Origin of the sequence: Stieleria bergensis (assembly GCA_007745635.1) — a bacterium.
GTDB classification, from domain to species: Bacteria; Planctomycetota; Planctomycetia; order Pirellulales; family Pirellulaceae; genus Stieleria; species Stieleria bergensis.
Genome location: CP036272.1, coordinates 852,562 through 879,552, shown reverse-complemented (window position 1 = coordinate 879,552; position 26,991 = coordinate 852,562). Strand labels below are relative to the sequence as shown.

Below are 26,991 nucleotides of genomic sequence, written 5' to 3'. Positions count from 1 at the left end.
TTCGTCTTATCCCATGGCTCGCTTTTCAATTCGCGACCTCCCTCACAACGACCGCCCAACGTTCAACATGCGTCTCGCTCCCCACATCACTGCTTTGCTGCTGACCTTCACTGCCTGCCTGGCTGGCCTTTTCAACCACCACGCTGCGGACGCAGAACAACCGCCGAACATCGTCTACATCATGTCAGACGAATTGGCCTATTACGAACTTTCTTTGATGGGCAATCCTTACATCAAAACACCCAACATCGATCGCTTTGCCGCCGAAGGCCTGCGATTCACCAATGCCTTGGCAGGCGCACCGGTTTGCGCTCCGTTAAGGTGCAATCTGATGACTGGCAAACATGCTAGTCACGCATCCGTGCGCGCCAATGGTGGTGGAACACCGCTGCGAGCCGAAGAGAAAACCATCGCCTCGCTGTTGAAGCCTGCTGGCTACGCCACGGGCGGATTCGGCAAATGGGGATGCGGTGGCCGCGATTCAACCGGAGTGCCGGAGAAACATGGCTTTGACACCTTTTTTGGCTATTACGATCAAGTCCACGCACATGGCTTTTATCCCGCGTACTTGATCGAAAACAGTGAAGAAGTGCCCCTGGCTGGCAACCACGGCAAACGCGACGGCGAAACCTATTCGCACTATCAGATCATGGATCGAGCGTTAGAGTTCATTCGCAACCATCAAGAGCAACCTTTCTTCTGCTACTTACCCATCACACCTCCACATGGTCGATACGACATTCCCGCTGATGATCCAGCTTGGGAACTCTATCGTGACGAACCATGGATCAAAGACCCTAAACTAGGCCAGGATGCGAAAAACTACGCAGCTATGGTCTCCATGGTCGATCGCAATGTTGGCGAAGTGGTTGCGTTGCTCAAAGAGTTAAACCTGGAAGACAACACCATCGTCTTCTTCGCCGGTGACAACGGTGGCCAAGATCGCTTCAAAAGCAAACAACATCCACGTGGCTTCTTTGGTCCAAACGTGAACCCCAAAAACGGCGTTGAATTCCGAGCCGGCAAGGGATCGCTGTACGATGGCGGTTTAAAGATCCCTTCGATGGTACGCTGGCCAGGAAAGATCGAACCTGGCACCGTCAGCGACTTGACGTTCTATCACCCCGACTTGCTGCCGACCATCGTTGAAATTGCTGGCGTCGAAAGCCCCCAGGATATCGACGGGATTTCGATCGTGCCCACTCTGCTTGGTGAACGCGCAGCAGGTCGTCAGCAAAGGCTGCATGATTACTTGTACTGGGAATTCCGCAACCAAGTCGCTGTACGGATCGGGAACATGAAAGGCATTCAGCCCAAGACGAACTCCAAATGGGAACTGTATGACTTGTCCGCTGATCCGTCGGAACGCGACAACCTTGCCGAACAACAGCCTCAACTGCTGGTCAAAATGCAAGCCATCGCCCAGGAGGCGCACCAGCCTGTTCAACCCGGCACCTACAGCGACCCTGATCAAAAACGCCACCAGCGAGACCGTCAAACCAAGAAATAGTGCATCTCGCTTGATCACCGTTCTGCTTGCCTTGGCAACTGCTCTGTCCGCAAACCCCGCATTTGCAGAACGGAATGGTTCGTAGACTGCGTGCTTGCACGGCAAGCTAGTTGCGTGGGTTGTTTTGGGGATTGGTGCGTGCAAGCACAGCACCCTACAGCTTGTTGGGCATTGGTGCGAAGCGTGACAGGCGTTCCTCTCAACAGCAATCCTGACCCGTGCAGCCGACTTCACCGCCCTTGGTCACACGTGGATGCCGCTGAGCCTGGGCACCTGTGCAGGCAAACGGCTTCGCATCTTCGGGATGAACGGGCTCGGCAGGCGAATGAGTCACGAAGTCCTGCGCATAAGGCGGGCTGCTGATCTTGTTGAAAGTCTTTCGGCACACGGCAGTGCGCACGCCGCGTCTAAATTCATGTCCATCGTCGTCGCGAACACTGCTATAGGGCCCACGATACATCACGGCATCGAAGTGTTCCCAACACGCTTCGTCAGGAAATTTGTAGGCGATCACCGTCGCAGACCGAAACTCGATGCCTTCAACGACCTGCCACGGCAGGGGCTGATACACAGGCATCTCGACACCTTGGAAACCTGCTTCAACAAAGGCATCAAGGAAGACTTTCTCTTGGAAAGCGCCACTGATGCAACCGCTCCACAGATAACCATCATTCTGCATTGCCGGTGGAACGTGCTCATCACTGACAATATCGCTGATCACGGCTCTGCCGCCGGGTTTGAGGACACGAAAGATCTCGCGAAACAACTGCTGCTTTTCATCCGCATCAACCAGGTTCAAAACACAGTTACTGACGACAACGTCAATTGAATTCGAAGCGATTAGCGGCGTCTGCTGGCGCATGTCGGCGACAAAACGCTCGTACCGCTGCAGGGCTTCTTCGCTATCGATTGGCGACTGCTGCAAGTACAGATCCAGGCGATCGCGATCCACTTGCAGATCCTGAATCCTGCCCTTCACAAAACGCAGGTTGTCAAAGCCAATTTGCTTGCTGACTTCAGCCTGGCTTCGGCGTGCCAAATCCAGCATCTCATCATTCATGTCCACGCCAATCACACTGCCCTGGGGACCGACAACTTGAGCAGCGATGAAACAGATTTTGCCACCGCCACAGCCAAGGTCCAGAACGGTTTCCCCGGCGCGAACCGACTTGGATGGATCACCACACCCATAGTCGCGGTCGATGACCTCCTGGGGAATGACCTTTAGATACTGTGGGTCATAATCGACTGGGCAGCACAACTCGGGTTCGCGCTGGGCGGCGGCATCCGAGTAACGCTCTCGAACAGCCGTTTCAGGATTGAGCTTAGACGATGGTTTGGGAACAGCATTCATAAATTCGTTCAAAGAGAAAAGGGACGCGAACGTTCATCAAGCCTGGTGCATGGTCACCCATATGGCTCCTGCGTCAGGTCAACGCTCCACCACAACTGCTGCCGGCACCGGCGGTGCAGCCATAACAGTGGTCCGCCACCGAAATCGGACGGTTGGCAAATGCGTCCAGGCTCTGGATGTCCCATACCGTGACTGCCTGGGAATCCTGAGCTGGCAATTGCGGTGGATGCAACTCAATCATCTGATTGAAATCACAGTCATAGATTTCGCCATTCCAGGCAATCGAAACTAAACTTCGACACATCACCGATCGGGCTGCGGCGGGATTGAAATTACTTTCCAGCAAGTTCATGTACTCAGGGAGTCGACCTCGCTTGGCCAAGAACGTGGCATAGCGTTTGATGGGCAGGTTCGTGATCGTCAGCAAGCGATTGAAACGAATGCCATAGTGTTCCCACAAATGATGCTGATAGTCCGCCTGGAGCTTCTCTTGGTCGGGCGGCAACGAAGGCCCCGTCGGATTGAAGACCAAATCCAGCGTCAGCTTCGATCCCCCCTGACCATAACCCAGTTCATTGAGCTGTCGCAGACCGGCAAGACTCTTTTGGAACACGCCATCACCGCGTTGCGAATCAACGTTGTCTTCCAAATAACAAGGCAACGAGGCCACGACATCAACGTGTTGGTCGGCCAAAAAAGGAGCCACCCACTCGTAACGGGGCTCCTGTAGAATCGTTAAGTTACAACGATCGATGACTCGCAAACCTTGGCGACGAAACGTCTCCACCAAGCCGCGAAAGTGTGGATTCATTTCCGGGGCACCACCGGTCAGATCGACGAGGCTCAAATCGTTTGCCCGAGACGCTAATTCAACAATCCGCTCAGCAGTCTTGGCGGACATGTTCTCCCGCGTCTTGGTTGGGCCGGCTTCAACATGACAGTGCGTGCACGTTTGGTTGCAAAGCTTGCCCAAATTGATCTGCAACTCGGTCACCGCATGACGCGTCAATTCAATGGAGTGTGCAGCCAAGCCATCGGCAAAGGGGCGCACCACACCGGTTGGTAAAGCGGCATCCAATACCGGCAAAAGCGTTCTATCGGTCAAGTTTACTGTCCGTTATTTTGAATGAATGCGGATTCTATCCGTAAGGATGCTCATTTCAGACGCTGTCCCGCCAGCCACCCTTATCGTATCGAGACTCACGTGCCTTTACATCACATTCAGCACTGGATCGCTGGACAAGCCGTCAAGTCAGCAGACAACGCAACCGCGTCCACCCAGCGTCCTGAGGACAATGAACCTTATGCGAAAGCCTGTGCCGCATCCACCTGCGAGGTCGAAGCCGCCGTGGCAGCTGCCCAGGACGCTGTAGAAAGCTTTCGGCAAACCTCACCCGATCAACGTGAATCGATTTTGCTAAACGCCGCGAAATTGATTCAACAGCGCAGCGATGCGATAACCGAAATCCTGATCGATGAAATCGGCTCCCCCATTAGCAAAGCCAAGTTAGAGATCGCAATCTCCATCGGGATTTTAAAAGCGCACGCGTCGCTGCCACGTCGAATGACAGGTCGCACCTACCCAGACGACCAAACCGGACGGCTCAGCTTTGCCAAACGCCAGCCATTGGGCGTTGTTGCTGGGATCACTCCCTTTAATGTCCCCTTGATCAAAGGCGTCAAGCATAGCAGCGTGGCGCTGGCCACTGGCAATCCGTTTGTATGGCTGCCTTCGCAACAGACTCCAGTCTTGGCCAACGCCTTGGCAGAAATCTATTCAGCAGCGGGGCTCCCTGAGGGCGCGTTGAACATGATCCACGGAGACGGGAAACAGATCGGTGATGCGTTGACCTCGCACCCCGGCGTGCGCATGGTCAGCTTCACAGGTTCAGCCGCCGTTGGCAAACACATTCAAGCGGTTTGCGGACAGCATGGCAAACGCCTGACCCTGGAACTCGGTGGCAGCAATGCTTTGATCGTCCTGGCCGATGCTGATCTAGATGCAGCGGTTCACGCGGCTGCTTTGGGAAGCTTTCTGTACCAAGGACAAATCTGCCTTGCAACCAGTCGGATCATTGTGCACCAAGCCGTGGCGGTAGAGTTCCGTGACAAGCTTGTGGCCAAAGCCAACGCCCTGCCCTACGGTCCGCTGACCGATCCCAGCACCGTCATTGGCCCACTGATCAACCAGGCATCCAAAGCAAGCGCGCAACAAGCCATTGACGATGCCATGGCAAACGGGGCGACGGTCGAATGCGGCAACCGGTGGACTGGCAATCGATTGCACCCAACGATCTTAAGCCAAGTCAACGCATCGATGCGCATCGCACAAGCAGAAGTCTTTGCACCCATTGTCAGCCTGCAGACGGCGGACGACTCTGAGCACGCGCTGCAGCTTGCCAACGCGGGGCCCGGAATGCTGGTTGCTGCCGTGTTCGGATCCAATCTGCAACAGGTCTTCGCGCTGACGGACCAATTGGAAACGGGCATGGTTCACGTCAATCAGATGACCATCCAGCAAGACCCGATGGTTCCCTTTGGAGGCGAACCACCAACGGGGTTTGGCCGCGAGGGCGTCGAAACGGCCATCGACGACTACACGACCTGGAAGTGGGTGACGGTGAAACCTTGAATTTGTGTTTGCCGGTTCGCGCGAGCCCCCGTATTCTTGGGGCATGAAAATCTCTCAAGAATTAGCCGATCGGGTCATGCGGCTGGTGGTCTCCCCCGAGTATCGCCCCAGTAAACCCAAACAAATCGCCGCCATGCTGCAGCTAGAACCCGATGACTATCGGGAACTGCGGCGCACGATTAAGCAATTGGTTCTGGAAGGGCGTCTGCTATACGGCGGCAACCACTTAGTCATCAGCACCGGAGCCATCGGCGGCCCTCAAGATCGCGTGCGCGGAGTCTTCCGAATGGCCGCCGGCGGCCAGTTCGGTTTCGTTCGCCCCGGCGACAGTGGCGATGGAGCGGTCAGCGAAGACATCTTCATTCCGCCCGGCCAAACTGGCGGAGCCTTGGAAGCTGACCAGGTCGAAGTCAAAGTTCGACCATCACGACGCGGTGGCAATGAAGGCGCTGTCGTGGAAATCTTGCAGCGTGCCAGACGACAATTCACCGGCACGTTCCAGATGGTGAATCAACGTGCGGCGGTTTATCTTGATGGCACACCTCACGAAGAGCCCGTCTTTATCGGCGACGTGCGTGGACTGCCACTGGAACCGAACGACAAAGTCTTTGTCGAAGTCGTGTCCTTTCCCGATGAACGCCAGGAGGGCGAAGCGGTCCTCCTGGAACGCTTGGGCAGCAATCGCAACCCTGGCATCGATACCCTCACCATCATGCGCCAGTATGGGTTGCCCGATGAGTTCCCCGAAGAAGTGATTGCCGAGGCACGTCAGCGCGCCGACGAATTCGAAGCCAGCGATCCCAAGGAGAACCGCAAAGACCTTACCGATCTGTACACGCTTACGATCGACCCCTTTGACGCCCGGGACTTTGACGACGCGATCTCGTTAGCCAAAGAAGAGCAAGGACGCTGGCGGCTGTGGGTGCATATCGCGGATGTTGGGCATTTCATTCACCCCGGTGGCCAACTGGACCAAGAAGCCATGCGGCGGGCGACCAGTGTTTATTTACCAGATCGCGTGATCCCCATGGTGCCGGAGATCATCAGCAATCACTTGGCCAGCCTGCAACCTGACAAAGTTCGCCTGACAAAAACAGTGGAGATCGAATTCGATCAAGCTGGCGTTGTCCTGAGCACAGAAGTCTACAACGCCGTGATCCGCAGCGACTTGCGGTTGCACTACGCTGCTGTTGACCAGTTCCTAGAGCACCCTGAAAACTTCATCGAAAAATGGGGCCATGAAGCCTGTGACTTAGTCAGCCAAATGCATGATCTGGCAATGACGATTCGTCAGCGGCGTTTTCGCCGTGGAGCCATCTCGATGGACATGCCAGACATCAAGCTTGATCTGGATCGCAATGGTAAAGTCAAAGGCGCACACAAAACCGTCAACACAGAAAGCCACCAAATCATCGAAGAATTCATGCTGTCCGCCAACGAAGCAGTGGCAACGTTTTTAGATGATCGTGGCCTGCGATTCCTCAGGCGGATCCACCCCTCGCCTGAACGCCGCAAACTGCGACAACTGTCGATGTTTGTTCGCGACCTGGGACTGGGCATCGACACGATCGAAAGCCGATTTGAAATTCAAGCGGTTCTTGATCGGGTTGCCAAGACATCGCTTGAGGATGCGGTCAACTACGCCGTACTCAGAAGCATGAGCAAAGCAGTCTATGGCCCGCAGACCGAAGGACACTACGCGCTGGACAAGGCCAACTACTGCCACTTCACCAGCCCGATCCGTCGCTTCCCCGACTTGACGGTGCATCGCCTGATCGATCGCATCCACCAAGAAGTGCCAACTCCCGATGATTCGATGGGCACCTTGATTAAACTGGGACACCACTGCAGTGACCAGGAACGCAACGCCGCTCAGGCTGAGCGTGAGTTGACGATGCTGAAACTGCTGCACTTCTTGAAAAAGAATCTTGGCGAAACGATGACGGCGGTGGTCAGCCGAGTCTTTGCCGACGGCTTTCTGGCACGCTGCAGCAAACTGCCGATCGACGGTTACGTTGGCATCGACCAACTGACGGGCGACAAGTATCGCTATGAACGCCGCGGTCAAATGCTGGTCGGCCACAAGGCCCACAATCGCTATCGACTGGGCGATCAGCTAACCGTCAAAATTGCTAAAGTTGACCTGGTCCAAAGACAACTGTTCTTGCAGGTCATCAAGAATCACTCGGTCGGCAAAGGAAAGCCAACCGATCGGCGACAGGGCAAATCAGACCGACAGAACAACTCGGGACGACCCTCAGCGTATAAAGCCAAGCGAAAAAAGGATCGACGCCAAAAAGGCAAACGCAAAGGCCGCTGAGAGTTGCCCGACAGATGCCTGGCGCTCACACCGCCACGGCGCGGGGAAATCCGCGGCAACCAGCCCGATGACGACCCCTACGGCTAAGCCCATCCCCGCCTCTGCAGGTGGACGGGCATCCCGATCGCTTAATGTGCCGTGTCACCACACCGGCACCGATTAGTGGGGCTTCTCGGTCGAGGTGCAAAGATTCTGGCACGTGGTCCTGGAAGACTTGCCTCAATTCGCTACACTGTTTTGCGTGAAGTGACGCGAGGTCATCCCAGGCGGCAAAGTTGCCGTGTTGGGCGAAACCCAAAGCCGCTGCTTCACAACTGATCGTTGACATTTTGGCCCCGCTCTGTGATCGCTCGCCGTTGGCTTGCCGAACTCCGTGCATCAAACCATCCGCCCTGGGTGTTGGTGACAGCTATCGCGCTGAAACCCAACCTGATGGCGTGATCGAGGTGTGCGGACCGGTTACCGCCTGGGCGTGACGACGGTCCTTTGGCTGATTGCCAAGGACCTCTCTGAGACCTCACTGCCTGCCAGACTTCTGGCTCAACGCTTCCTGGCCGGACTTTTTCCGGCCGGATCAAAAGGCCGTTTAGGATCTCAGCACAGCGAACGCAATGAAGGGTGATGGGTGCAGCGATCATTCGCACACCAAAGGGACCGGCCGTCGGTTCCTTTGATAGGTGATGCGAAACCGCGACCAATCCCCATCCGCCGTCTCCCTTAAGGCTCGGGCCATGACAGCCAGCGAATCAACCTCTACTGCAAACTTAGCGACAACTCCTTTGGATGCCTGGCATCGCGAAGCGGGGGCAAAGATGGTGCCCTTCGCTGGCTACGAGATGCCGATTCAGTACGACTCGATCGTCAAAGAGCATCAAGCCTGCCGCAGCGCGGCCGCTCTGTTTGACGTTTCACACATGGGCCGCTTGCGATTCGACGGTGCCTCCAGCGAAGCCCTCCTGGATCGACTGCTGACACGTAAAGTGACCGGCATGCCCGTGGGCACGGTGCGCTATGGAATGGTTTGCAACGAAGACGGTGGCATCCTGGACGATGTGCTCGTTTCTTACCTGAAAACCCCCAGTGACTCGCATTACCACCTGCTGGTCGTCAACGCATCGAACCGGCAAAAGATCATTGATTGGATCACGCCACAGCTAGACGACTTTCCCGATGTGACGTTCTCCGATCGCACGGAATTAACCGCGATGATCGCAGTGCAAGGTCCGCTGGCGATGGAGGTTTGCAAACGCCTGTTCTCGTTTGACCCCTCTCGCTTGAAGTACTATCGAGCGACCATCACCGACCAGTTCTCCAAACCGGCCATTGTCAGCCGCACCGGCTACACAGGCGAAGATGGACTGGAACTGATCGTCCGCGCCGAAGAGGCGACACGGGTTTGGGAAAACATCATGCTAGCCGGTCGCGACGCAGGCTTTGTCCCCGCTGGCCTGGGCGCCCGTGACACACTTCGCATGGAAGCAGGCATGCCGCTGTATGGGCATGAACTGAACGAAACCATTAACCCGATCACCGCTGGTCTAAAATTTGCCTGCTCGCTGGGCGACCGCAAATTCATCGGTCGCGACGCCATTGAAGCGGCTCTGGCTAACGGCCCCAAGCAACAACGCATCGGGTTATTTTTGGATGGCAAACGTCCTGCACGCGAAGAAAGCCCCGTGCTCTGTGAAGGCAAAGTCGTTGGCAATGTCACCAGCGGCGGCCCTTCACCCACTCTTGGCCGCCCGATCGCGATGGCCATGGTGGACACCTCGGTGGCTGAAAACGAACACTTTGAGGTCGACATTCGCGGCAAATTGGCGGCCGCGACGCGTACTTCTTTGCCTTTCTACCGCCGACCGGCCTAGGCGGGTCGTGACCGAAACCAACTCATAAGCAACTCCCCATTTATCCCACGATTAAGGACGGAACAAGTGTCACGCGACAAAACCAAACTGCTGTATGCCGAGACTCACGAATGGGTCGACGTGGCGGAAGAAAACGGTCAGCAAGTTGCCACCATCGGGATCTCCGATTTCGCGATTGAGCAACTCAACGACTTGGTTTACATGGAACTTCCCGAAGTTGGCAAAGCGTTGGATGCTGGCGACGAATTCGGTGAAGTCGAATCTGTCAAAGCGGTTAGCCCGCTGTACAGCCCGATTGCAGGTGAAGTCACCGATGTCCACGAAGGCCTGCCCGATGAACTGGACAACTTGAACTCTGACCCCTTTAATTTCGGTTGGATCGTGAAGATCAAAATCACCGATGCTTCGGGGCTGGAATCATTGATGGATTACGCCGCCTACCAAAAACAGTGTGCCGAGTCAGGCTGATTTCGCGTCGACGAATGTGTCGCACAAACCTCTGGCCACTCGGTCAAATCAAGCATCGCGATCCTGATGCTTTGAATGTGAATTGATGCTGCCAGGCCTCGCCGCCACTTGGTGCTCCGGCAGCATGGATTAAAAGGGTCGCAACATGGCTTTTGCGGATCAAAAGCCAACACCACCGTCACGATATTTTCGAGCGTGCTCTTTCAACGGAACTAAAGCGGGCTCATTCGTTTTCCTGGTTAGGATTCAAGTCCTCTGGTTTTATGAACGGATACCTTTTTCATACCGACGATGATCGTCGTGAAATGCTGCGTTCGATTGGTGCCGAATCGGTGCAAGAGATCATCGATTCGCAGGTCCCCAACGAACTGCAAATGCAGCAGCCCCTGGAGCTCCCACCGGCTGCCGATGAGTGGGCGCTCGAATCGGACATGCGTGGCCTGGCAGCTCGCAACGCCTCGGTTTCCAGCCACCTTTGCTTCATGGGCGGTGGAGCCTACGACCACTTCGTTCCCGCAGTGGTCGATGAGATCGCGTCTCGTGGCGAGTTCTACACCTCGTACACGCCTTATCAAGCCGAAGTCAGCCAGGGCAACCTGCAAGCGATGTTCGAGTACGAAACGCTTGTCAGCGAGATCACCGGACTGGATGTTAGCAACGCCAGTTTGTACGACGGAGGCTCGGCAGCCACAGAAGCTGTGTTGATGGCGTTGGCCAGTGTTCGCAAACGCAACAAAGTCATCACCAGCGACGCCGTTCACCCTCAGTATCGCCAGATCCTGGAAACCTACCTGCACCAGATCGGCGTCGAACTGGTCGTCGTCAGTGCCAGCGAGCAAGGCACCAGCGAAGCGATCATCGAAGCCCTTGACGACCAAACCGCGTGCGTGCTGATCCAGCACCCCAACTTCTACGGTCGCCTCGAGGACGTTGAAAAGATCGCTGCTGTCACACATGAGCAAGGCGGCTTGCTGATTCAGTCCTTTGACCCCATCAGCACGGGCTTGCTGAAACGCCCTGGCGACATGGGCGTTGACATCGCCATCGCTGAAGGCCAGTGCCTGGGCAACCCCTTGCAATATGGCGGCCCCTATCTGGGCATCATGGCCTGTCGCCAGGAGCTGATGCGACGCATGCCCGGCCGGATTGCTGGTCAAACCACCGATCGGCGTGGCAATCGCTGCTGGGTTCTAACGCTGCAAACGCGTGAACAACACATTCGCCGTGAAAAGGCCACCAGCAACATCTGTAGCAACCAGACGCTGCTGGCACTGCGAGCGACGATCTACTTAAGTTTGCTGGGCCCTCAGGGCTTGAAGGAAACGGCAGAGCACTGTGTGGTCAAAACGAATTTGGCACGCGAAAAGTTTGCTGCGAGTGAGCGTTTTGAAATTGTCCATCCACAACCGGTCTTCAAAGAGTTCTTGGTTCGCGACCTGCAAGGCGATGTCGCGGGGCTGCTCAAGCACGCCCAAGGCCAGGGCTTGCTCGCTGGCGTGCCGATGAAGGACCTGGATTCGCGTTATGAAGATTGCTTTTTAGTCGCGGTGACAGAAAAGCGAACCGAAGCAGAACTCGATCGCTTGATCGAAACCCTGCAGAGCGCTCCCGCTGGCCGCGCAAGCGACGCCACGGCATGCGATTCGTCAGACAACATCACCGTTCAAAGCGTCTAACCTGGAGTCCCAAACATGCGAAATCAACAAGCTACCAAACTGCTGTTTGAAATGAGTCGTCCGGGCCGACGCTCTCATCACTTGCCCGCCCTGCCTGCTGGCAGCGAAACCGTGACAGACCTCCTGCCTGCGGAACAATTGGCCGACGCCCCGCCACCACTCCCTGAGCTTTCCGAAGGTGACGTGGTTCGGCACTTTGTCAATCTGTCAACACAGAACATGAGCGTGGACACACACTTTTATCCACTGGGCTCATGCACCATGAAATACAATCCCAAACGGAACGAGCGGATGGCTTCGTTGGGTGGGATTGTTGACGTGCATCCGTTGCAAGACGACGAAAGCATTCAGGGCATGTTGCAATTGCTTCATGAACTGCAAGGCATGTTTGCTGAGATCTCGGGTTTGCCCGGCGTCTCCATGCAACCTGCAGCCGGTGCTCATGGTGAGTTAGCCGCGCTGTTCGTTGCTGCGGCCTACTTTGCCGACAAAGGCGAAACGAGTCGCAAGGTGGTTCTGACCGCTGACTCGGCTCACGGCACCAATCCAGCCAGCGCTCAAATGGCTGGTTTTTCAACCAAGACCGTCAAGAGTGGCCCCAACGGGTTGGTCGACGTCGAAGACTTGAAAAGCAAACTTGGCGACGACACCGCAGTGTTCATGTTGACCAATCCCAACACCTTGGGCTTGTTTGACGCTCAGGTCCAAGAGATCGCCGACCTTGTTCATCAGGCCGGTGGCCTGATTTATCTTGATGGCGCCAACATGAACGCCATCTTGGGAATCACTCGGCCCGGAGATTTTGGTGCAGACTTGATGCACTACAATCCCCACAAGACCTTTTCCGGCCCTCACGGTGGCGGCGGCCCTGGTGCTGGCCCGATTTGTGTTCGTGATTTCTTGGCACCCTACTTACCGGGTCCAATCGTTGAAGAGCACGCGGGCGAATTCCGCTGCGTGAACCCAGCCAAGTCGATTGGCCGCGTTCGGAGCTTCTTTGGCAATGTTGGCGTGCTGGTACGAGCCTACGTGTACATTCGCACCTACGGCAAAGAAGGCCTTCGCAAGGTCAGCGAAGATGCGTTGCTCGGCGCCAATTACTTGCTCAGCAAAGTCAAGCACTTCTTGGATGTGCCACATGGCGATCGCTGCATGCACGAGTTCGTTGCCTCAGCAAGCCGACTGAAGAAAGAAAAGCATCTTTCCGCGATGGACATCGCCAAACGCATCTTGGACTACGGCTTCCACGCGCCAACGGTTTACTTCCCGTTGGTTGTCGATGAGGCCGTGATGGTGGAGCCAACGGAAACGGAAAGCAAAGAGACCTTGGACGCCTTCGCGGAAGCGTTATTCCGAATCACCGAAGAAAGCGATGACCTGATTCAGGATGCTCCGCTGTCGACCAAGATCAGCCGCCCCGACGATGTCACCGCGGCTCGTCGCCCCATTTTACGATGGACGGATCCGGCGTCTTGATCGCTGGCTATCGAGATGAGCGAAGTTGATTTAAACCGACAAGCTGGTCGGCTGCTGGTCGATCTTGACGGTCCAGCAGCATGGAACATGGCCGTTGATCAAGCGATCATGGAATCCACCAGCGAGGCGTCTACGGCGGCGACACGTTCGTCTGCCAGCGGCCCGGCGGCGACGCTTCGTTTCTATACCTGGCAGCGTCCGACGCTGTCGCTAGGTTATTTCCAATCGCACCAAGACGCATGGCGGTTCTTTGGTGCCGATGTCGACGGTGGCTCGGTCGATGCACTGGGAGTCGACGTGGTGCGTCGCAGTACCGGTGGGGGCGCGATCATGCACCACCACGAATTGACCTACAGCCTCACCCTGGCCACTCCGGTCGGTCAACGAGGCGCCCGACAGGACCTCTACCAGAGCATGCACGCCATCATTGCGGAGCTGCTTGCAGAAAACGGCATCACTTCCGCGGCGTATCGCAACGATCGGCCGATCCACTTTGATTCCGAGTCCTTCCTGTGCTTTCAGCGGCGCACCGATGAAGACCTCGTCGTTTCGGGCTACAAAGTGCTTGGCAGTGCCCAGCGTCGCGGCCGAGCATCGCTGCTCCAGCACGGCAGCCTGCTGTTTCGCACCAGTCCGCAGACCCCGCAATTGCCGGGGCTGGAAAACCTGACGGGCCATCGCCAGACCTTTGACGACTGGGTGAATCGGATCTCTGAACGCGTTGCCGCTTGCCTGAATCTCTCACTTTCGCCTGGCAAACTGTCCGCCACAGAACAACAACGGGCAGAGAAAGTTGCTGAGCAACGGTTTCGAGACAGAAACTGGTTGCAACGTCGCTAAAACGACACCCAGTCTGCGAACCGAATGATGTATAATGAAGTTTCGGTGATCGCCGCGTTTCTGCTATTCTACGCTTTCCCGCACCATGCCAACGGAGCGCGTATAGCATCACCCAGCGCTGGTCTACTGCGGCTAGCATTCGTCAGACAACAACTTGGATTAATGCCGTAGCCAGTTTTGATCGATCAACAAGGTATTCAATGGAAGTCAAGCTAAAAGTGCTCACTGGAAATCATGAAGGCACCATGATCCCGATTGCAGGCAACCAGTTTTTGATCGGGCGTAGTGATTCTTGCCAATTGCGTCCTAAAAGCGACTCCATCAGCCGCAAGCATTGTGTGCTGGTCATTCGCGAAGGTCGTGTGCTTGCTCAAGACCTCAAGAGCCGCAACGGGACGTATGTCAACGGCGAGAAGCTTTCCACCGAGCGAGCCAAGATCCTGTCCAGTGGCGACAATCTGCGGATTGGCAAGCTGAATTTTGAGTTAGTCATTGAACACGGCCTGAAGAGCGCCAAGAAACCTCAAGTGGCTGACGTGGGTGACGCGGCTGCCAGAACCGTTGAAAACGCTGACAGTCGATTCGAAGAAATCGATGTCACCGACTGGCTGGACGAAGCCGACCAAATCGATCGTGTTCGCAAGTTAAGCGATCCCGACACCCGTCAGTTCACCGTCGCCGACCTAAAGTCATCGGGCCAGGAAGCGGCAGGAGATGACGATAGCGATGAAAGCACCGAACTCTCCAGTGACGACACGAGCTTGGTCCAACGCCTGCGTGAACAAAAGAAAGCCAAAAAAGGCAAACTGCCAGATCACCTGCGTTCGAAACAGCAAGGCGATAACTCAACCAATGCAGCAGATGACGCGCTAAGAAAGTTCTTTCGCCGTTAACCAACTCTCCAGCAGACCTCGTTAAGGAAACAGTGGATGCCGGATCACCCCCCCATCCCGAACGCGGGCCAACGACACGAGACGGCTAGCACCGATCCCTCGGGGGCTGTCGCTGGGCTTGACTCAGTCGCTTCCTTGGATCCGGCCGGTGCGCTCGCCCGACGTGTGCTGGCCAATGAATCCAACGCGTTCGCAGCTCTGATGCAGCACTGTCACGGATTTGTGTTCGCAATCTGCTTTAATATTCTTGGCCATCGGCAGGACGCCGAAGACGCGACCCAAGACACCTTTTCACGCGTCGCCAAATACTTGCATCGCTGGGATCCAGGCCGACCGTTTAAACCTTGGCTTGCCAGAGTCGCAGGCAATCGCTCGCGCACTCAACTGGCCAAACGAAAATCGCACACCTCGCTTGAAGCCATCGCCGACCCGCACGGGCAAAGCGGTGAACAGGTTTCCGATGCCAGAGCCATCGGCGAAGAGATCTGCCGCGCGGTCAGCAACTTGAGACCTCGCCAACGTGATGCCTTTGAATGTTTTCACATTCAAGGGATGAGCTACGACGAAATTGCCAAGCACCTTCAATGCCCCCTGGGCACCGCGAAGACGCTCGTCCGTCGAGCACGCCTGGCAGTAACCGACCAATTGATTTCTCGAGACGTCGTTGCCGGACAACGAAACTCCGCAGAGCATCTTCCTAACAGTCACCGGGAGAGCATGAATCGATGAACTGTGAACAATTTCAAGATCGCTTAGATGATTGCTTGGACCTGCGCCAGGACCCGACAGATGATCGGCACCTGAACGACCATGCAGGCCACTGTCAGCGCTGTCACCAAATCCTCCAGATCTGGCAGGCTGCTAACCTGTGTTTTAACACCCCGGCAGCCTGTACAGCGGACGTTTCATCCAGCCAAACCGTGACGCTGGCAACACAGCCGACCAGAAACCGCCAACGGACCCTGCTGGCGTGCGCTGCAGCGATCCTGCTGATCGCCTTGCTGCCACAGGCAAATCGTGTCTGGAGTCCCGCAGGCACGACGATGACCGCCAGCGTCCCACCGGACACGCTAGACCAAGCCACGCTAGACCAAGCCACGCCAGAACAGATCACAGCCGCGGGCACTCCAGCCCCCAACGATCACAGTGCTGGCAACCACGGCTACACCCCAGTTCAAACAATGTCAGGGCAGACATTTGCTGGCCACCATCCAACACGCAACCTACAATTGACCGACCCACATTGGTGGAACGGCTCGTTGCAGGAAGGGCGTCAGTGGGTCGATCAAGCCCTCCCCACCGTACAGCCCGCGGTCGACTCGATGGGCGAACGTGTGGCGACGATCGGACGCAGATTCAAACGCCTGATGGCCAGCATTCTGCTGCCACCAGATCAACAGCCAAAGCAAGAATCCCCCCACGCAACAGGCCGCGTGCCCTATTCACCACATCGACGGCCACTGTTCTTGGGTGACGAATTGAATCATCGATTCGTTGCCTGACGCAGACGTATCCATTGAGTGTCATGAAACATTTGCTTATCACGCGACTGCGTTTGCCAAACCGAGTCTTCGGCTTGGCACTGTTGATTGTCACCGCACAACTGCTTGTCGCCACGCCTGTGGGCGCCGAAGAGCTGGTCACCCTGCGCAGCGGATTGACCCTGCAAGGCTCAACGACGGACATCCCCTCGCTAAACCAGAATGCCTTTGAGTCCAACGGAGGCATTCCAGCGATCCGCCCCATTCTGCTGGTCGATGATGGGCTTCGCCGAGTCTACGTGCATCGGCGCGGGATGACCGTTGGTGCTCCCCAGCAGATCGGCGGCATCCTGCAAACGGTTGAATTCGATCAACCGATCCCGACAGCAGGCAAGAAAGTCCAATCGATGGGCGACATCATTAGAGCATCGCCGTTTAACGAGTACGGCTGGCGCACCGTTGTCGTTCGCGGCCCCAATGGATTACCGCTCAGCATCATCCAAGGCATCAGTTCCATCAACGAACGCTACGCCAAGATCGAAGCACTGAAAGCAAAGCCTTCGCTGATCTGGGACATGCGTGTGTCAACCAAGGCGATCCAGCCGCAAACGCTACAGAAAATCTTTCGCAAGAAACTCGACCAAAACGATCCCGATGCACGGCTGGAAGCAGTCCGATTTTTCATGGCGTCGCAGCGTTACCGCGCCGCCGAAGAAGAACTGACCCGAACCATCAGGCAGTTCCCAGAACTAAAAGACATGCAGGACAACTTGGCAGGCATCATCGAGCAACAAGCGTTGCGTTTGGTCGATGAAGCACAGCGTCGGATGGAAGTGGGACAAACTGAATTCGCGCGCAGCATTCTAGAACGCTTCCCAATGTCCGCAGTCGGCAAAGTCCGGCGGCAAAGCGTTCGTGACATGATCGATGAGCTTAATCAAACCGACCAGCAAGTCAAAGCGATCGCTGAATCACTGCAGGCAGATATCGCTCGCCTGCCGGCCGCTCAACAGGCGGCTCTCCAAGGCATACTCAACGAGATCGTCGCTGGATTATCACCCAACACCCTGGCGCGGCTAAGCGACTACATTCGCTTAAAAGATGCCGACACCGTCAGCCTAGAGAACCGCACCGCCCTGGCTGTTGCTGGCTGGCTAATGGGGTCAGGGTCGGGCGAACAGAACTTGGTGATCGCCACTTCGCTGGTCAAAGTGCGCGACCTCGTTCACGAATACCTGGGCTCTGATGACGCGAACAGGCGACAAGCGATCCTGAAAGAGATCGACGGCCTGGAAGGCAGCCAAGTGAATTACATCGCGCGACTGTTGCCTCAACTGCTGCCCACACTGCCCTTCCCTGAAGGCTCAGCTGACCCTGCTATCGAAGGCTTCTACCGCATAGGCCAGGAAAGCGCTCGCGGTTCGCTCACGTTTGAAACCAGCATCGGAGGCGAAGGGGTCGATTATGTGATTCAGCTACCACCTCAATACGATCCTCTGCGCGAGTATCCCTGCATTTTGGCGCTACCGCCCCCAGGGCTGCCCGCAGAAGCCGAATTGACCTGGTGGGCTGGTGAGGTGGCTGCCGGAAAGACTCAGCGCGGTGGCCATGCAATGAGAAACGGCTACATCGTTGTCTCGCCGATCTGGTCGCGCGGAACTCAGCGCAAATACGAATACACTCGCCGTGAACATCGAGCCGTGCTGGCGGCGCTGCGCGATGCGATGCGACGAGCATCGATCGATTCGGATCGAGTCTTTTTGACCGGACACGGCGAGGGAGCCACTGCGGCTTGGGATATCGCACTGGCTCACCCTGATCACTGGGCGGGCATGATCAGCATCAATGGCGAACCATCGAAAACCATTCGCCATTATTTCCCCAATGCTCGCCACGTTCCCATGTACTTCTTGATGGGCGGTTCATCGGGTCCAACCCCGCCGCTGATTCGGATGGGAGCGATTCTGGACGACTACATGAACGTCAACAATGATGCGACGGTCGTGATGTATCGGGGCCGCGGCAGCGAGGATTTCTTCGAAGAGATCCCCGAGCTGTTTCGCTGGATGAACGCCAGCACACACGTCAGACAAGCGATCCCGGACGAACTTGACGTCGTCACCATGCGCACCGGTGACCAGTATTTTTGGTGGCTAGAACTCGGTCCGCTGAAGCCCAATATTGATATTGAACCGGTGCTATGGAACGCCGATCGAATCACGACAGGCAAGATCGAAGCAGCGATCCGCGGTGACAACTTGGTTCGCGTCGCTTCGCTGCCATCGGATTCCTTTCGCTTGCTGTTTCGTCCCGGCATGGGATTGGACCTCAATCAACCCATCGAAATCCGGCACGGATCAAGCTCTAGCAAGATTGAGTTTGATCAAAGCATTGTCCCACTTCTGGAAGACACACGAACCCGATCCGATCGCAAACGTCCCTACTGGTTCTCGTTCAGCTATCCGCCCCCCAAGTGATTCCCGTCGCGATGGCCATCGCTGTGCTCTTTCGGCGTCGCCAATGCTCTCACACAGACGCAATCTTCCCGCGTCACGTTCGATCAGCCGAACGAGCAGAGCTCTCCAATGGAGCGGCCAGTTGTCTTGCTGGCGCTTTGCTAGAAAGAGACTCATACGCCACCTGGCAACACCGACAGGGGCCACCGGAACCACCCCCTCGGGCCACTTCCGGGCCTAGCAACTTGCGGCTAGGCAAATCAGCGACAGCAGAAATCCCTGTATCGGTGGACAGTGAGCCGACAAGCGGTGACGTCCAATCGGCACCAGGAACAGCCTTCGGCGACGATTAGGTGCACGATTCCCTCCTTATCGAGACGACTAAATTTTGAGATCCTGAAAGCTAGACGCAACTGACCTCGGACGCGACAATAAGAGGTCCCTGGAAAGCGTTGTCTGGCACGACACCCACTTTGCCTTGACGACCGACCCGCTGTTACAATGGATTGCCACAGCACACGCAAGACAGTCACCTTGAATCAGTCTTTAGCCCCGCCTTCGAATTCCAACCCTGCCGAGACTGCTGGTCCCAAACAGCGAGCTCGGACAGAGAAGCCGCGCGCGGTTGGCTCGGATCGCGGGCAACTGATCGCTAGCTTGCTAAACCCAGCGATGGACGTCAGGGATTCAGACTCTGTCACGCTTGCGATTCATGACTTTCATCGAATTGGCCTGCGTCCCAGAGAGTCTCGGCTGCCGATCATCCGCCAGGCAGCCTCTCGCGCGTCACGTTCACTGGCGATGCGACAGTTGTGCGACCCCAGCATCAAGGTCGAGAAAGAGCTCACAGAAGTGGCGGTTGCAACGTACCGTTTGATGGATCCTCGGCAGCGTCCCGACCATCGCAGCAGCGCACATGTGGGACGCATTCGTCCCAGTGATTTGGAAACCATCGCCGCTGCGAAGTTCGCTCCCCTGAACACCGCTGGTCCACTGACCGTCGACCCAGAAACTCAAAAGTTAGATGGCGTGGCACCAGCCCAGCCAGAGACCAGCGAAACGCAAGCGGCAGTCGAGCAACCAACACAAAAGCGTTGGCAGAAGATTCGGAGCGGGATCCAAACACCGCAAGCTGTTTTAGTGTTCACAGTACTGCTGTTGGCAACTGCAGCAGGCCTCTGGTTCTGGGGACGACACTACTTGCTTCAGCAACAGCGTCAATCCGAGCAGCTGATTCAACATCGCATCAGCGATGCCTTGTAAGCAAATCCCGACATCGCGCAAACACAACGAAGCCCGCTTCGCCCTGTTCTTGATTGCGTCTATCTAACGCTGGCACGCACCAATCAAATCGCAGCGCACCGTTGGACCGAGATAACGTGGATTTTCCGCATCCGCACCACCGGATTCGAAGATCTTCAAAGCAGTGGTGCAAGCACGCACCCGACAAACACAATGCCACAGAAACGAGGCAATTGCTGGCACCCAACGAACCTTCGCTGCTGCGGGTTTCGGCACTCCCTCAGGATGCAGATGGGCTGAAGACCTGCAAAACACGGGGCTTCAAACTTGACCGCTCTCCGTTCGCTTTGCCGCCCGGTACAATAGTTGGACTCTCTGTTCCACACTCCTTCCAGGCTTTCGCTGATGTCTGTTGCTACTGAAGTTCCGACCGCAACCAATCTTCGTGACTTGATCGATTCGGGCTGGCGTTCTCAATCGGTGAAGCAGGAACTGAAGAAGAATTTTACGGAGATGTTGGCTTCGGGCAAGGATCTGTTTCCAGGCATTGTCGGCTACGAAGACACCGTGATCCCGGAAATCAATCTGGCGATTCTTGCCCAGCACGACATGCTGTTCCTGGGTGAGAAAGGGCAAGCCAAGAGTCGTTTGATGCGGATGCTGACACGCTTCTTGGACCCTTGGGTTCCCTACATTGACCATCCTGAATTGCCAGTCCACGAAGACCCCTTGGCACCGATCACTTCGCTAGGCAAGCGGATCGTCAAGGAACATGCACCGGAAGAGGTTCCCATCGCGTGGTGGCATCGCGACGATCGTTACAGCGAACGCCTGTCTCCGGGCACCAAGTTCGCAGACATCATCGGTGAGATCGATCCGGGGAAACTAACAGCTGGCGTCAGCCTGGGAGCCGAAGAAGCATTGTCATTTGGTTTAATCCCACGCATGCATCGCGGCATCTTTGCCATGAATGAGCTTCCAGAACTGGATGACCTGGTACAGGTTGGCCTGTTCAATATCCTGGAAGAACGTGATGTTCAGATCCGTGGCTACCCCATTCGCTTTGACATCGACATCGCGATTCTTTTCTCGGCGAACCCTTCAACGTACAACCGTAGCGGCAAGGTGATTCCACAATTAAAGGATCGGATCGGCACAATCATCCAGACGCACTACCCGCTACAGCGTGATCAGGGCATCGAGATCTTGCAGCAGGAGGTTGCTGCGGAGATGGACGGCGAGTACCCCGTCCAGGTGCCGTATTTCATGTTTCAGCTGATTGAAGAGATCACCGAACAGGCTCGTAAGAGCAAGTACATTGATCAGCAATCGGGTGTTTCCGCTCGATTCTCGTTGGCTAACTTTCGCACCATGATCGCCTCTGCGCGACAACGAGGGATCATTCACAACGAAAAACCGGCAGTGCCTCGGATCAGCGACCTTGGCCACCTGTATGCAAGTTCACTGGGCAAACTTGAACTCGATTTGATGGGCACGCATCAGATGAGCGAGAAGCAGGTATTGGATGCGGTCGTCGCGAAGGCCATTGAAGTAGTGTTTGCTGAATATGTTCAACAACATGGCCTGGGTGAGATCGCCGAGATCTTTCGTGGAGGCATTCGCATAGAGGTTGGTGATTTGCTGCCCAGTTCGGACTATGCCGAACGTCTGAAAACCGTGCCGCCGGCTTGGAAACTCGCCTTTGAGGTCAATGCCAGTGACAACGAAGCCGTCCGAGCGAGCTGCGTTGAATTTATCCTGGCTGGCCTCTACAGCTTGGATCGTATTAGCCGTGCTCAGCGACACGGCAAGATTGAATACGAACTGTAACCCCTTGTCCTGCGTTCGTTCGCAAGCAGACCGATTTCGGATCATTCATCCTACGAGCCATCCATGCCATCCAATCACTCTGATCAACCGGGACAGGACAGCGGTCCGTTCGATCGTCCAGAGAGTCGCCCTGCGGTTGGCGGAATCGTCCACGCCTATCAAAAGTTTGACCCACGATCGTTTCCGCCACCTCAACAAGAGCCGCCCGACTTAGTCTCGCCAAGCTTTGAACAGGCGTTGATGTATGGTGAGTTTCGTGACCTGACCGAAGAAGAACTGGCCCGCGCCGTTCGTCTTGATCCCAGCCAGATCAAAGGCTTGGGACCTAGCATCGATTTCTTGCAGGCCATGCTGGAGGAGCGCAAACGCAAGATTTTAGAAACCTATGAAGCGCGTTCTGTGGTCCGCAAAGCCGCCAAAGCGTTTGACAAGAGCACTAAGGACGTCCAGGTGCCCAAGAAGATGCGCGATGCTTTCTCCACCGCAATCAAATACCAGCAACCTTACTTGATGGAATCGCTGTGGTACCGCGCCGAATCCCTTGGTGGCAACCTGCCAACGCAGTTACTGCGGATTCACACTGCGATGGTAGACAAGCACGAGATCGAAGAGATGGCCAGTCGGTATGAGTTCACCGGCAATGAATCCATGTCTGTGCCACAGGCCTTGGAGATCAAGAAAGAACTCGAAGCGATCGATGAGCTGCTTGAACAACTCAAGAAGGCGGCCGAGACAGCACAGATTGGCTTGATTGACATGGATCAGCTAAGTCAATTCGCAGCCGCACAAGACATCGAACAACTCGAAGACATGCGGAGGCAAGTCGAAAATTTGATCCGTGAACAAGCCGAACGCCAGGGCTTGCAACGGGACTCGCAGGGACACTTTCGATTGACGCCGCAAGCCTACAAGATCTTTCAAGGGCGTTTGCTGGAGAAAATCTTCAGCGATCTAGCGCCCTCCAAGAGCGGTCGGCATCAAGGCAACGTGATTGGCCAAGGGGCGGTCGAACTACAAACGACCAAGCCGTATGAGTTCGGCGACAGCTTGGCCAACATGGATCTCACGCAAACGGTGATCAATAGCCTTGTCCGCCAAGGTGACTCACGGCCCTTGCGACTACACAGCGATGACATCGAGATTCATAAGACTCGCAATCATCCCAAATGTGCCACCTGTGTCATCATGGACATGAGTGGATCGATGCGATACGACGGACAATACATCAACGTCAAACGCATGGCGTTGGCTCTGCAAGGCCTAATCCAGTCCGAGTATCCCGGCGACTTTTTGCGTTTCATCGAAATGTATACGTTCGCCAAACTGCGTGCTCCCGGTGAAATCATTCACTTGATGCCCAAGCCCGTTTCGATCCATGATCCGTGGGTTCGCCTCAAAGCCGACTTAAGTGATCCGGAAATGAGCGAACACCAGATCCATCAACACTTCACCAACATTCAGCGTTCATTGCAACTCGCTCGGCAAAGCCTGGCTAACTGTGACACACCGAATCGGCAAGTCGTCTTGATCACCGATGGACTCCCGACAGCCCATTGCGAAGGCGAATGGCTGTACATGCTGTACCCACCGGACCCCACGACCGAGCAAGCAACGATGCGAGAAGCGATGCTGTGTGCCAAAGAAGGCATCACCATCAATATCTTCTTGATTCCCAGCTGGTCGCAGAACGAAGAAGACATTCGTTTCGCAAATCGTTTGGCTCAATCAACCAATGGCCGAGTGTTCTTTACCAGTGGCAACAACTTAGATCGCTTTGTGCTTTGGGACTACGTGCAGAATAAACGCGAGATCATTCAGTAGCCCGGCGAAAGCAACCTGCTGCCGTTGGCTTCCCGCCAATCGCCTTGTTTCGATCGGCCAGGTCGCGTGACCACCGTTGCCAAACAAGTCGCGCCAGCAGGTGTGACTCGTCCCATCGCCAGCGCGGTCAGGCTTTCGATCACGGTCCTGTGATCCCGCCCGTGGCAACAGGGACACAGCGTTACTGTGCGTTCGCCTGCCGAGTCCGATACCAGGAAAAGAGCACGATCAGAGCAAAGCCCAGCATCGCTCCGCCGCCAAATCCCTGCGTTGCCCCCATGCCGACTCCGATCGACTGTGGGTCAATGGCCACCCCCCGTGGCCGATAGATGATGGCTTCGTAATAGCCCGGCACCCACGTCCCCACCAGATAGCCCAGCAAAGCGCCCAGCACCGCTCCGCCGAATGCACAAACGGCCACAATCCCGATCCACCACAGCATCAGTGTTGGCGTGATGGCCTGTGGTTCCCCCGCGGCCACTTGATAGGGATTCGCTTGGGAAGTTTCATTGGAGTCGTCAGAAGCAATCATTTTCGTCGAGCTCAAAACCAGTTCACGGCAAGCGAAGCAACATTCAATCGGTGTCGCACCTTCTGATGAGACGATCGCGACACCCCATTGGTTTTCAAAACCGAGCCAGTGAATCCACTCAGCCCAGTGAATTCAAGCCGCTCAGATTCACCACAGCATGAAGCCCTCAGCATAGCTCCCTGACCGGCGGGGAACCACAAACGCCAGAACAATCAATGGCCCCCAGCGAAAGTGAAGCCCCTGGAAGGTCGGGCCGATCAAGTTGCTGGAATGAGCCGCTTCGATCGTGACGAGACCGTTGTCTGCGGAGGCAAAATGCCGGATTTCTGGGGGTTTCCCGCTTTGCACGCCAGTTTGACGTTGCTCAGTCAGAATCAATTTAGGTAAAGCAACGTTAATCATTGAAGATCTCACCACAATCGCTGCGCGGTTGGCAGTGAATTCGCGTCAAAGCAGCGATTCACACCGTCACCGAAGGGCAACGTAAACATCGCGAGAGGCAGGGATGCTCTGGCCAAAACCGCTGAATATTGGAAACAAGTCGTACCGCACACTGATGGTAGCAGTCTGCTGCCTCAGCATGCTGCCTGTCGGCTGCCGCTCCGGTCGGGGTCTGCAATCGGTTGTCACTGTACAAGAATCGGGCCCCATGGAGGCGGAAGTCGATGCACCTCGACAGCGCCTCGCAGGTGCCGTTCTGCCGGCGAAAACACGCAAAAGCGAAGGCATGGGCTCGCGCATCGCTGGTCGATTTGCCACCTTCCGCAAAGGCCCATCGCCCACCAATCCAGCCGTCCTGAGGGACGACCCCACCGCTGAACAAGGCATGTTGGCTGGCGAAAAACAGGCCAGCAATCCACCGAACCGCTCAACAGACCCCCTGCCTGATTCGGTTGCCAAAGAGACATCAGCCAACCAACAACCACCCTCCACTGCCGTTGCCTCAACGGAAACCCGTTCCGCCCCGGCGCAAATGAGCCTCAGCGACACCGAAGCGGCTCATCAGGCAGTTGCTTCACAGCCAACAACAAGCAACCAACCAACAACAACCACGCCGATCAAGACGAACCAGTTCGCTGCCAAACCTGCCAGCGAATCCGTTGCCCAAGAGACACCTTCGGAAACGTCCAAGAACCAAACGGATGTCGCCATTGATGACTTGGACGTCGATGTCGATGAAATCAACTCCCTGATTGCCGATTCCGATCAAGCGTTTGCTGAGGCAAAACGTGATCCAGCGACCGCCAATCCCATCATCGCCGCTGCGAACATCGACCCCAGCAAGCTGGCCCAGCCGAGCGACACGGCCGGCCCCAAAACCACTCTCGACCAGCCGGATGCAGCACTTGTCACGACATCGCTGTCTGATTTGGAAGCCGCTGGAGGCACGTCAGCACGTCGCACCGAACACCCTCACTCGCTGCTCAAAGCACTGCGAAAACAACTCGCTGACTTGCCGAAACTGCCCGAGGCTGACCTCGCTTACGCAGGCCCTGCACCGCGTCGAATCCATTTAGTTGCCCGGCAAACGTCACCCTCATCGCTCGAACAACTTGCCAACCAGATCTCTCAGCAATTAGCTGGCAACGAAAGCAAGCCAGCAGCGACATCAGGAAACAGCGATCGTTCCAGCGAGACGACGGGTCTGGGAATGCCGATCCTGCCCACGCCATCGGTCGCCCGAAGCACGATTCCGGAGCCGGAAAATCAAACCGGTTCCGACAGTCCAGTGGCCGTGTCGACGGAACGATCACCGGTTCAAACGGCCTCGCTGGAGGTCGCTGCGGATCCGAACAGCGTGATCCCAGCGGTCGCCAAAGTGGCTTTGCCGCACACGGACTCGCAAGACAGTGCCGCCAAAGCGGGCTCGCCGACGTCCGCAACCTTTCAAGCCAACAGCGAACACCTGGAACTGATCCAGTCCCTGTTGGCTCGCGCTGCTCAGCCCACAGCAGATGAAACACCACAGCAACGACAACAGCGCTGGTTGCTGACTCAGTCGTTACAGGTCTTTGCTGGCAAGTCAAACGACCAGCTAACAGGCTTTGATGAACTGGATCCCCAACACCAACTTGCGTTTGAGCATCAACTCAACGCGCTAAAGCTTTTGATGGCAAGTAACCCATCGCCTGAGCAATTGGCGTTGGTCCAAGAAGAGTTCCAACTTGCCGCCAAACACTTGGCTCAATCAAGTGGCAAACTCAAACTATCCAATTTAGAATTCTGCCAGCAGATTGAATCGTACGGACGCTTCATTCCTTTCGAAGGCAACCGATTCGCTCCCGGTCAACAGGTCTTGTTGTACTGTGAAGTCGATCACTTCGTGGCCGCAGAACAAGACGGCATGTTTGAAACTCGCATTCAGGGACAGTTTCAAATCATTGACGCGGACAACAACGTGCTGGTCGATCAAGCATTGCCACTGGACACACAACTTTCCAGGAATCGGCTTCGCGACTACTACGTTGGCTATCACATGACGCTGCCACGTCAGCTGCCCACGGGCAGTTATCGTTTGCAGGTCACCTTGGAAGACACGGTCAGCAAGAACAAAGGTACGCGTGTGATCCCTTTCGAGATCTTTTAACACACTTC

General features: G+C 55.9%; 20 protein-coding genes. 16 read left to right on the top strand and 4 right to left on the bottom strand.

Features of this window, described 5'->3' with window-relative positions; all coding sequences use genetic code 11:
- Window positions 1-13: 13 nt before the first annotated feature.
- Window positions 14-1,510 (top strand): arylsulfatase, encoded by a 1,497-nt coding sequence (locus tag SV7mr_RS02805; protein WP_419188008.1) that lies wholly within the window; start codon window positions 14-16, stop codon window positions 1,508-1,510.
- A gap of 199 nt (window positions 1,511-1,709) precedes the next feature.
- On the opposite strand, the gene SV7mr_RS02800 is transcribed toward SV7mr_RS02805, so the two are convergent.
- Both SV7mr_RS02800 and arsS read right to left on the bottom strand, forming a co-directional pair.
- Window positions 1,710-2,864 carry a methyltransferase domain-containing protein gene (locus SV7mr_RS02800; RefSeq protein ID WP_145269026.1) on the bottom strand — a complete coding sequence of 385 codons (1,155 nt, stop codon included), beginning with the start codon at window positions 2,862-2,864 and terminating at the stop codon, window positions 1,710-1,712.
- A gap of 73 nt (window positions 2,865-2,937) precedes the next feature.
- Window positions 2,938-3,969 (bottom strand): arsenosugar biosynthesis radical SAM (seleno)protein ArsS, encoded by a 1,032-nt coding sequence (gene arsS, locus SV7mr_RS02795; RefSeq protein WP_145269024.1) that lies wholly within the window; start codon window positions 3,967-3,969, stop codon window positions 2,938-2,940.
- Between the two features lie 99 nt (window positions 3,970-4,068).
- Between arsS and SV7mr_RS02790 the strand changes: the two genes are divergently transcribed.
- From SV7mr_RS02790 to SV7mr_RS02725, 14 genes are all read left to right on the top strand, one after another.
- Window positions 4,069-5,496 (top strand): aldehyde dehydrogenase family protein, encoded by a 1,428-nt coding sequence (locus tag SV7mr_RS02790; protein WP_419188007.1) that lies wholly within the window; start codon window positions 4,069-4,071, stop codon window positions 5,494-5,496.
- A 43-nt stretch (window positions 5,497-5,539) separates the two neighbouring features.
- Entirely contained in the window at window positions 5,540-7,816 is a 2,277-nt protein-coding gene (rnr, locus tag SV7mr_RS02785) for a ribonuclease R (protein WP_145269020.1), read from the top strand.
- Window positions 7,817-8,547: 731 nt separating this feature from the next.
- Complete coding sequence (gcvT, locus tag SV7mr_RS02780) at window positions 8,548-9,681, top strand: glycine cleavage system aminomethyltransferase GcvT (RefSeq protein WP_145269018.1); 1,134 nt, start codon at window positions 8,548-8,550, stop codon at window positions 9,679-9,681.
- A 66-nt stretch (window positions 9,682-9,747) separates the two neighbouring features.
- Window positions 9,748-10,149, top strand: coding sequence for a glycine cleavage system protein GcvH (gcvH, locus tag SV7mr_RS02775; RefSeq protein ID WP_145269016.1), 402 nt, complete (start codon window positions 9,748-9,750; stop codon window positions 10,147-10,149).
- Between the two features lie 263 nt (window positions 10,150-10,412).
- Window positions 10,413-11,825 (top strand): aminomethyl-transferring glycine dehydrogenase subunit GcvPA, encoded by a 1,413-nt coding sequence (gene gcvPA, locus SV7mr_RS02770; protein ID WP_145269014.1) that lies wholly within the window; start codon window positions 10,413-10,415, stop codon window positions 11,823-11,825.
- A 15-nt stretch (window positions 11,826-11,840) separates the two neighbouring features.
- Window positions 11,841-13,301: an aminomethyl-transferring glycine dehydrogenase subunit GcvPB gene (gene gcvPB / locus SV7mr_RS02765; RefSeq protein WP_145269012.1), complete on the top strand. Its 1,461-nt coding sequence runs from the start codon at window positions 11,841-11,843 to the stop codon at window positions 13,299-13,301.
- A 15-nt stretch (window positions 13,302-13,316) separates the two neighbouring features.
- Entirely contained in the window at window positions 13,317-14,141 is an 825-nt protein-coding gene (locus SV7mr_RS02760) for a lipoate--protein ligase family protein (protein ID WP_145269010.1), read from the top strand.
- Between the two features lie 200 nt (window positions 14,142-14,341).
- A complete protein-coding gene (locus SV7mr_RS02755) occupies window positions 14,342-15,034 on the top strand; it encodes an FHA domain-containing protein (RefSeq protein WP_145269008.1) in 693 nt (230 codons plus the stop codon).
- A 36-nt stretch (window positions 15,035-15,070) separates the two neighbouring features.
- Entirely contained in the window at window positions 15,071-15,763 is a 693-nt protein-coding gene (locus SV7mr_RS02750; protein ID WP_145269006.1) for an RNA polymerase sigma factor, read from the top strand.
- Entirely contained in the window at window positions 15,760-16,536 is a 777-nt protein-coding gene (locus SV7mr_RS02745) for a hypothetical protein (RefSeq protein ID WP_145269004.1), read from the top strand. The genes SV7mr_RS02750 and SV7mr_RS02745 overlap by 4 nt, the downstream gene beginning before the upstream one ends.
- A 23-nt stretch (window positions 16,537-16,559) precedes the next feature.
- Entirely contained in the window at window positions 16,560-18,992 is a 2,433-nt protein-coding gene (locus SV7mr_RS02740) for a carboxylesterase family protein (protein WP_419188006.1), read from the top strand.
- 513 nt (window positions 18,993-19,505) lie between these two features.
- Entirely contained in the window at window positions 19,506-20,234 is a 729-nt protein-coding gene (locus SV7mr_RS02735; protein ID WP_145269002.1) for a hypothetical protein, read from the top strand.
- 384 nt (window positions 20,235-20,618) lie between these two features.
- Complete coding sequence (locus tag SV7mr_RS02730) at window positions 20,619-22,043, top strand: magnesium chelatase ATPase subunit I (RefSeq protein ID WP_145269000.1); 1,425 nt, start codon at window positions 20,619-20,621, stop codon at window positions 22,041-22,043.
- A 63-nt stretch (window positions 22,044-22,106) separates the two neighbouring features.
- Window positions 22,107-23,864 (top strand): vWA domain-containing protein, encoded by a 1,758-nt coding sequence (locus SV7mr_RS02725; protein ID WP_419188005.1) that lies wholly within the window; start codon window positions 22,107-22,109, stop codon window positions 23,862-23,864.
- Between the two features lie 181 nt (window positions 23,865-24,045).
- Here SV7mr_RS02725 and SV7mr_RS02720 read toward each other — a convergent pair whose 3' ends face one another.
- Both SV7mr_RS02720 and SV7mr_RS02715 read right to left on the bottom strand, forming a co-directional pair.
- The gene (locus SV7mr_RS02720; RefSeq protein ID WP_145268998.1) at window positions 24,046-24,396 is read right to left on the bottom strand and encodes a hypothetical protein; all 351 of its coding nucleotides are present in this window, start codon (window positions 24,394-24,396) and stop codon (window positions 24,046-24,048) included.
- Window positions 24,397-24,543: 147 nt separating this feature from the next.
- Complete coding sequence (locus SV7mr_RS02715) at window positions 24,544-24,798, bottom strand: hypothetical protein (protein ID WP_145268996.1); 255 nt, start codon at window positions 24,796-24,798, stop codon at window positions 24,544-24,546.
- A gap of 247 nt (window positions 24,799-25,045) precedes the next feature.
- Between SV7mr_RS02715 and SV7mr_RS02710 the strand changes: the two genes are divergently transcribed.
- A complete protein-coding gene (locus SV7mr_RS02710) occupies window positions 25,046-26,983 on the top strand; it encodes a hypothetical protein (protein WP_145268994.1) in 1,938 nt (645 codons plus the stop codon).
- Window positions 26,984-26,991 lie beyond the last annotated feature (8 nt).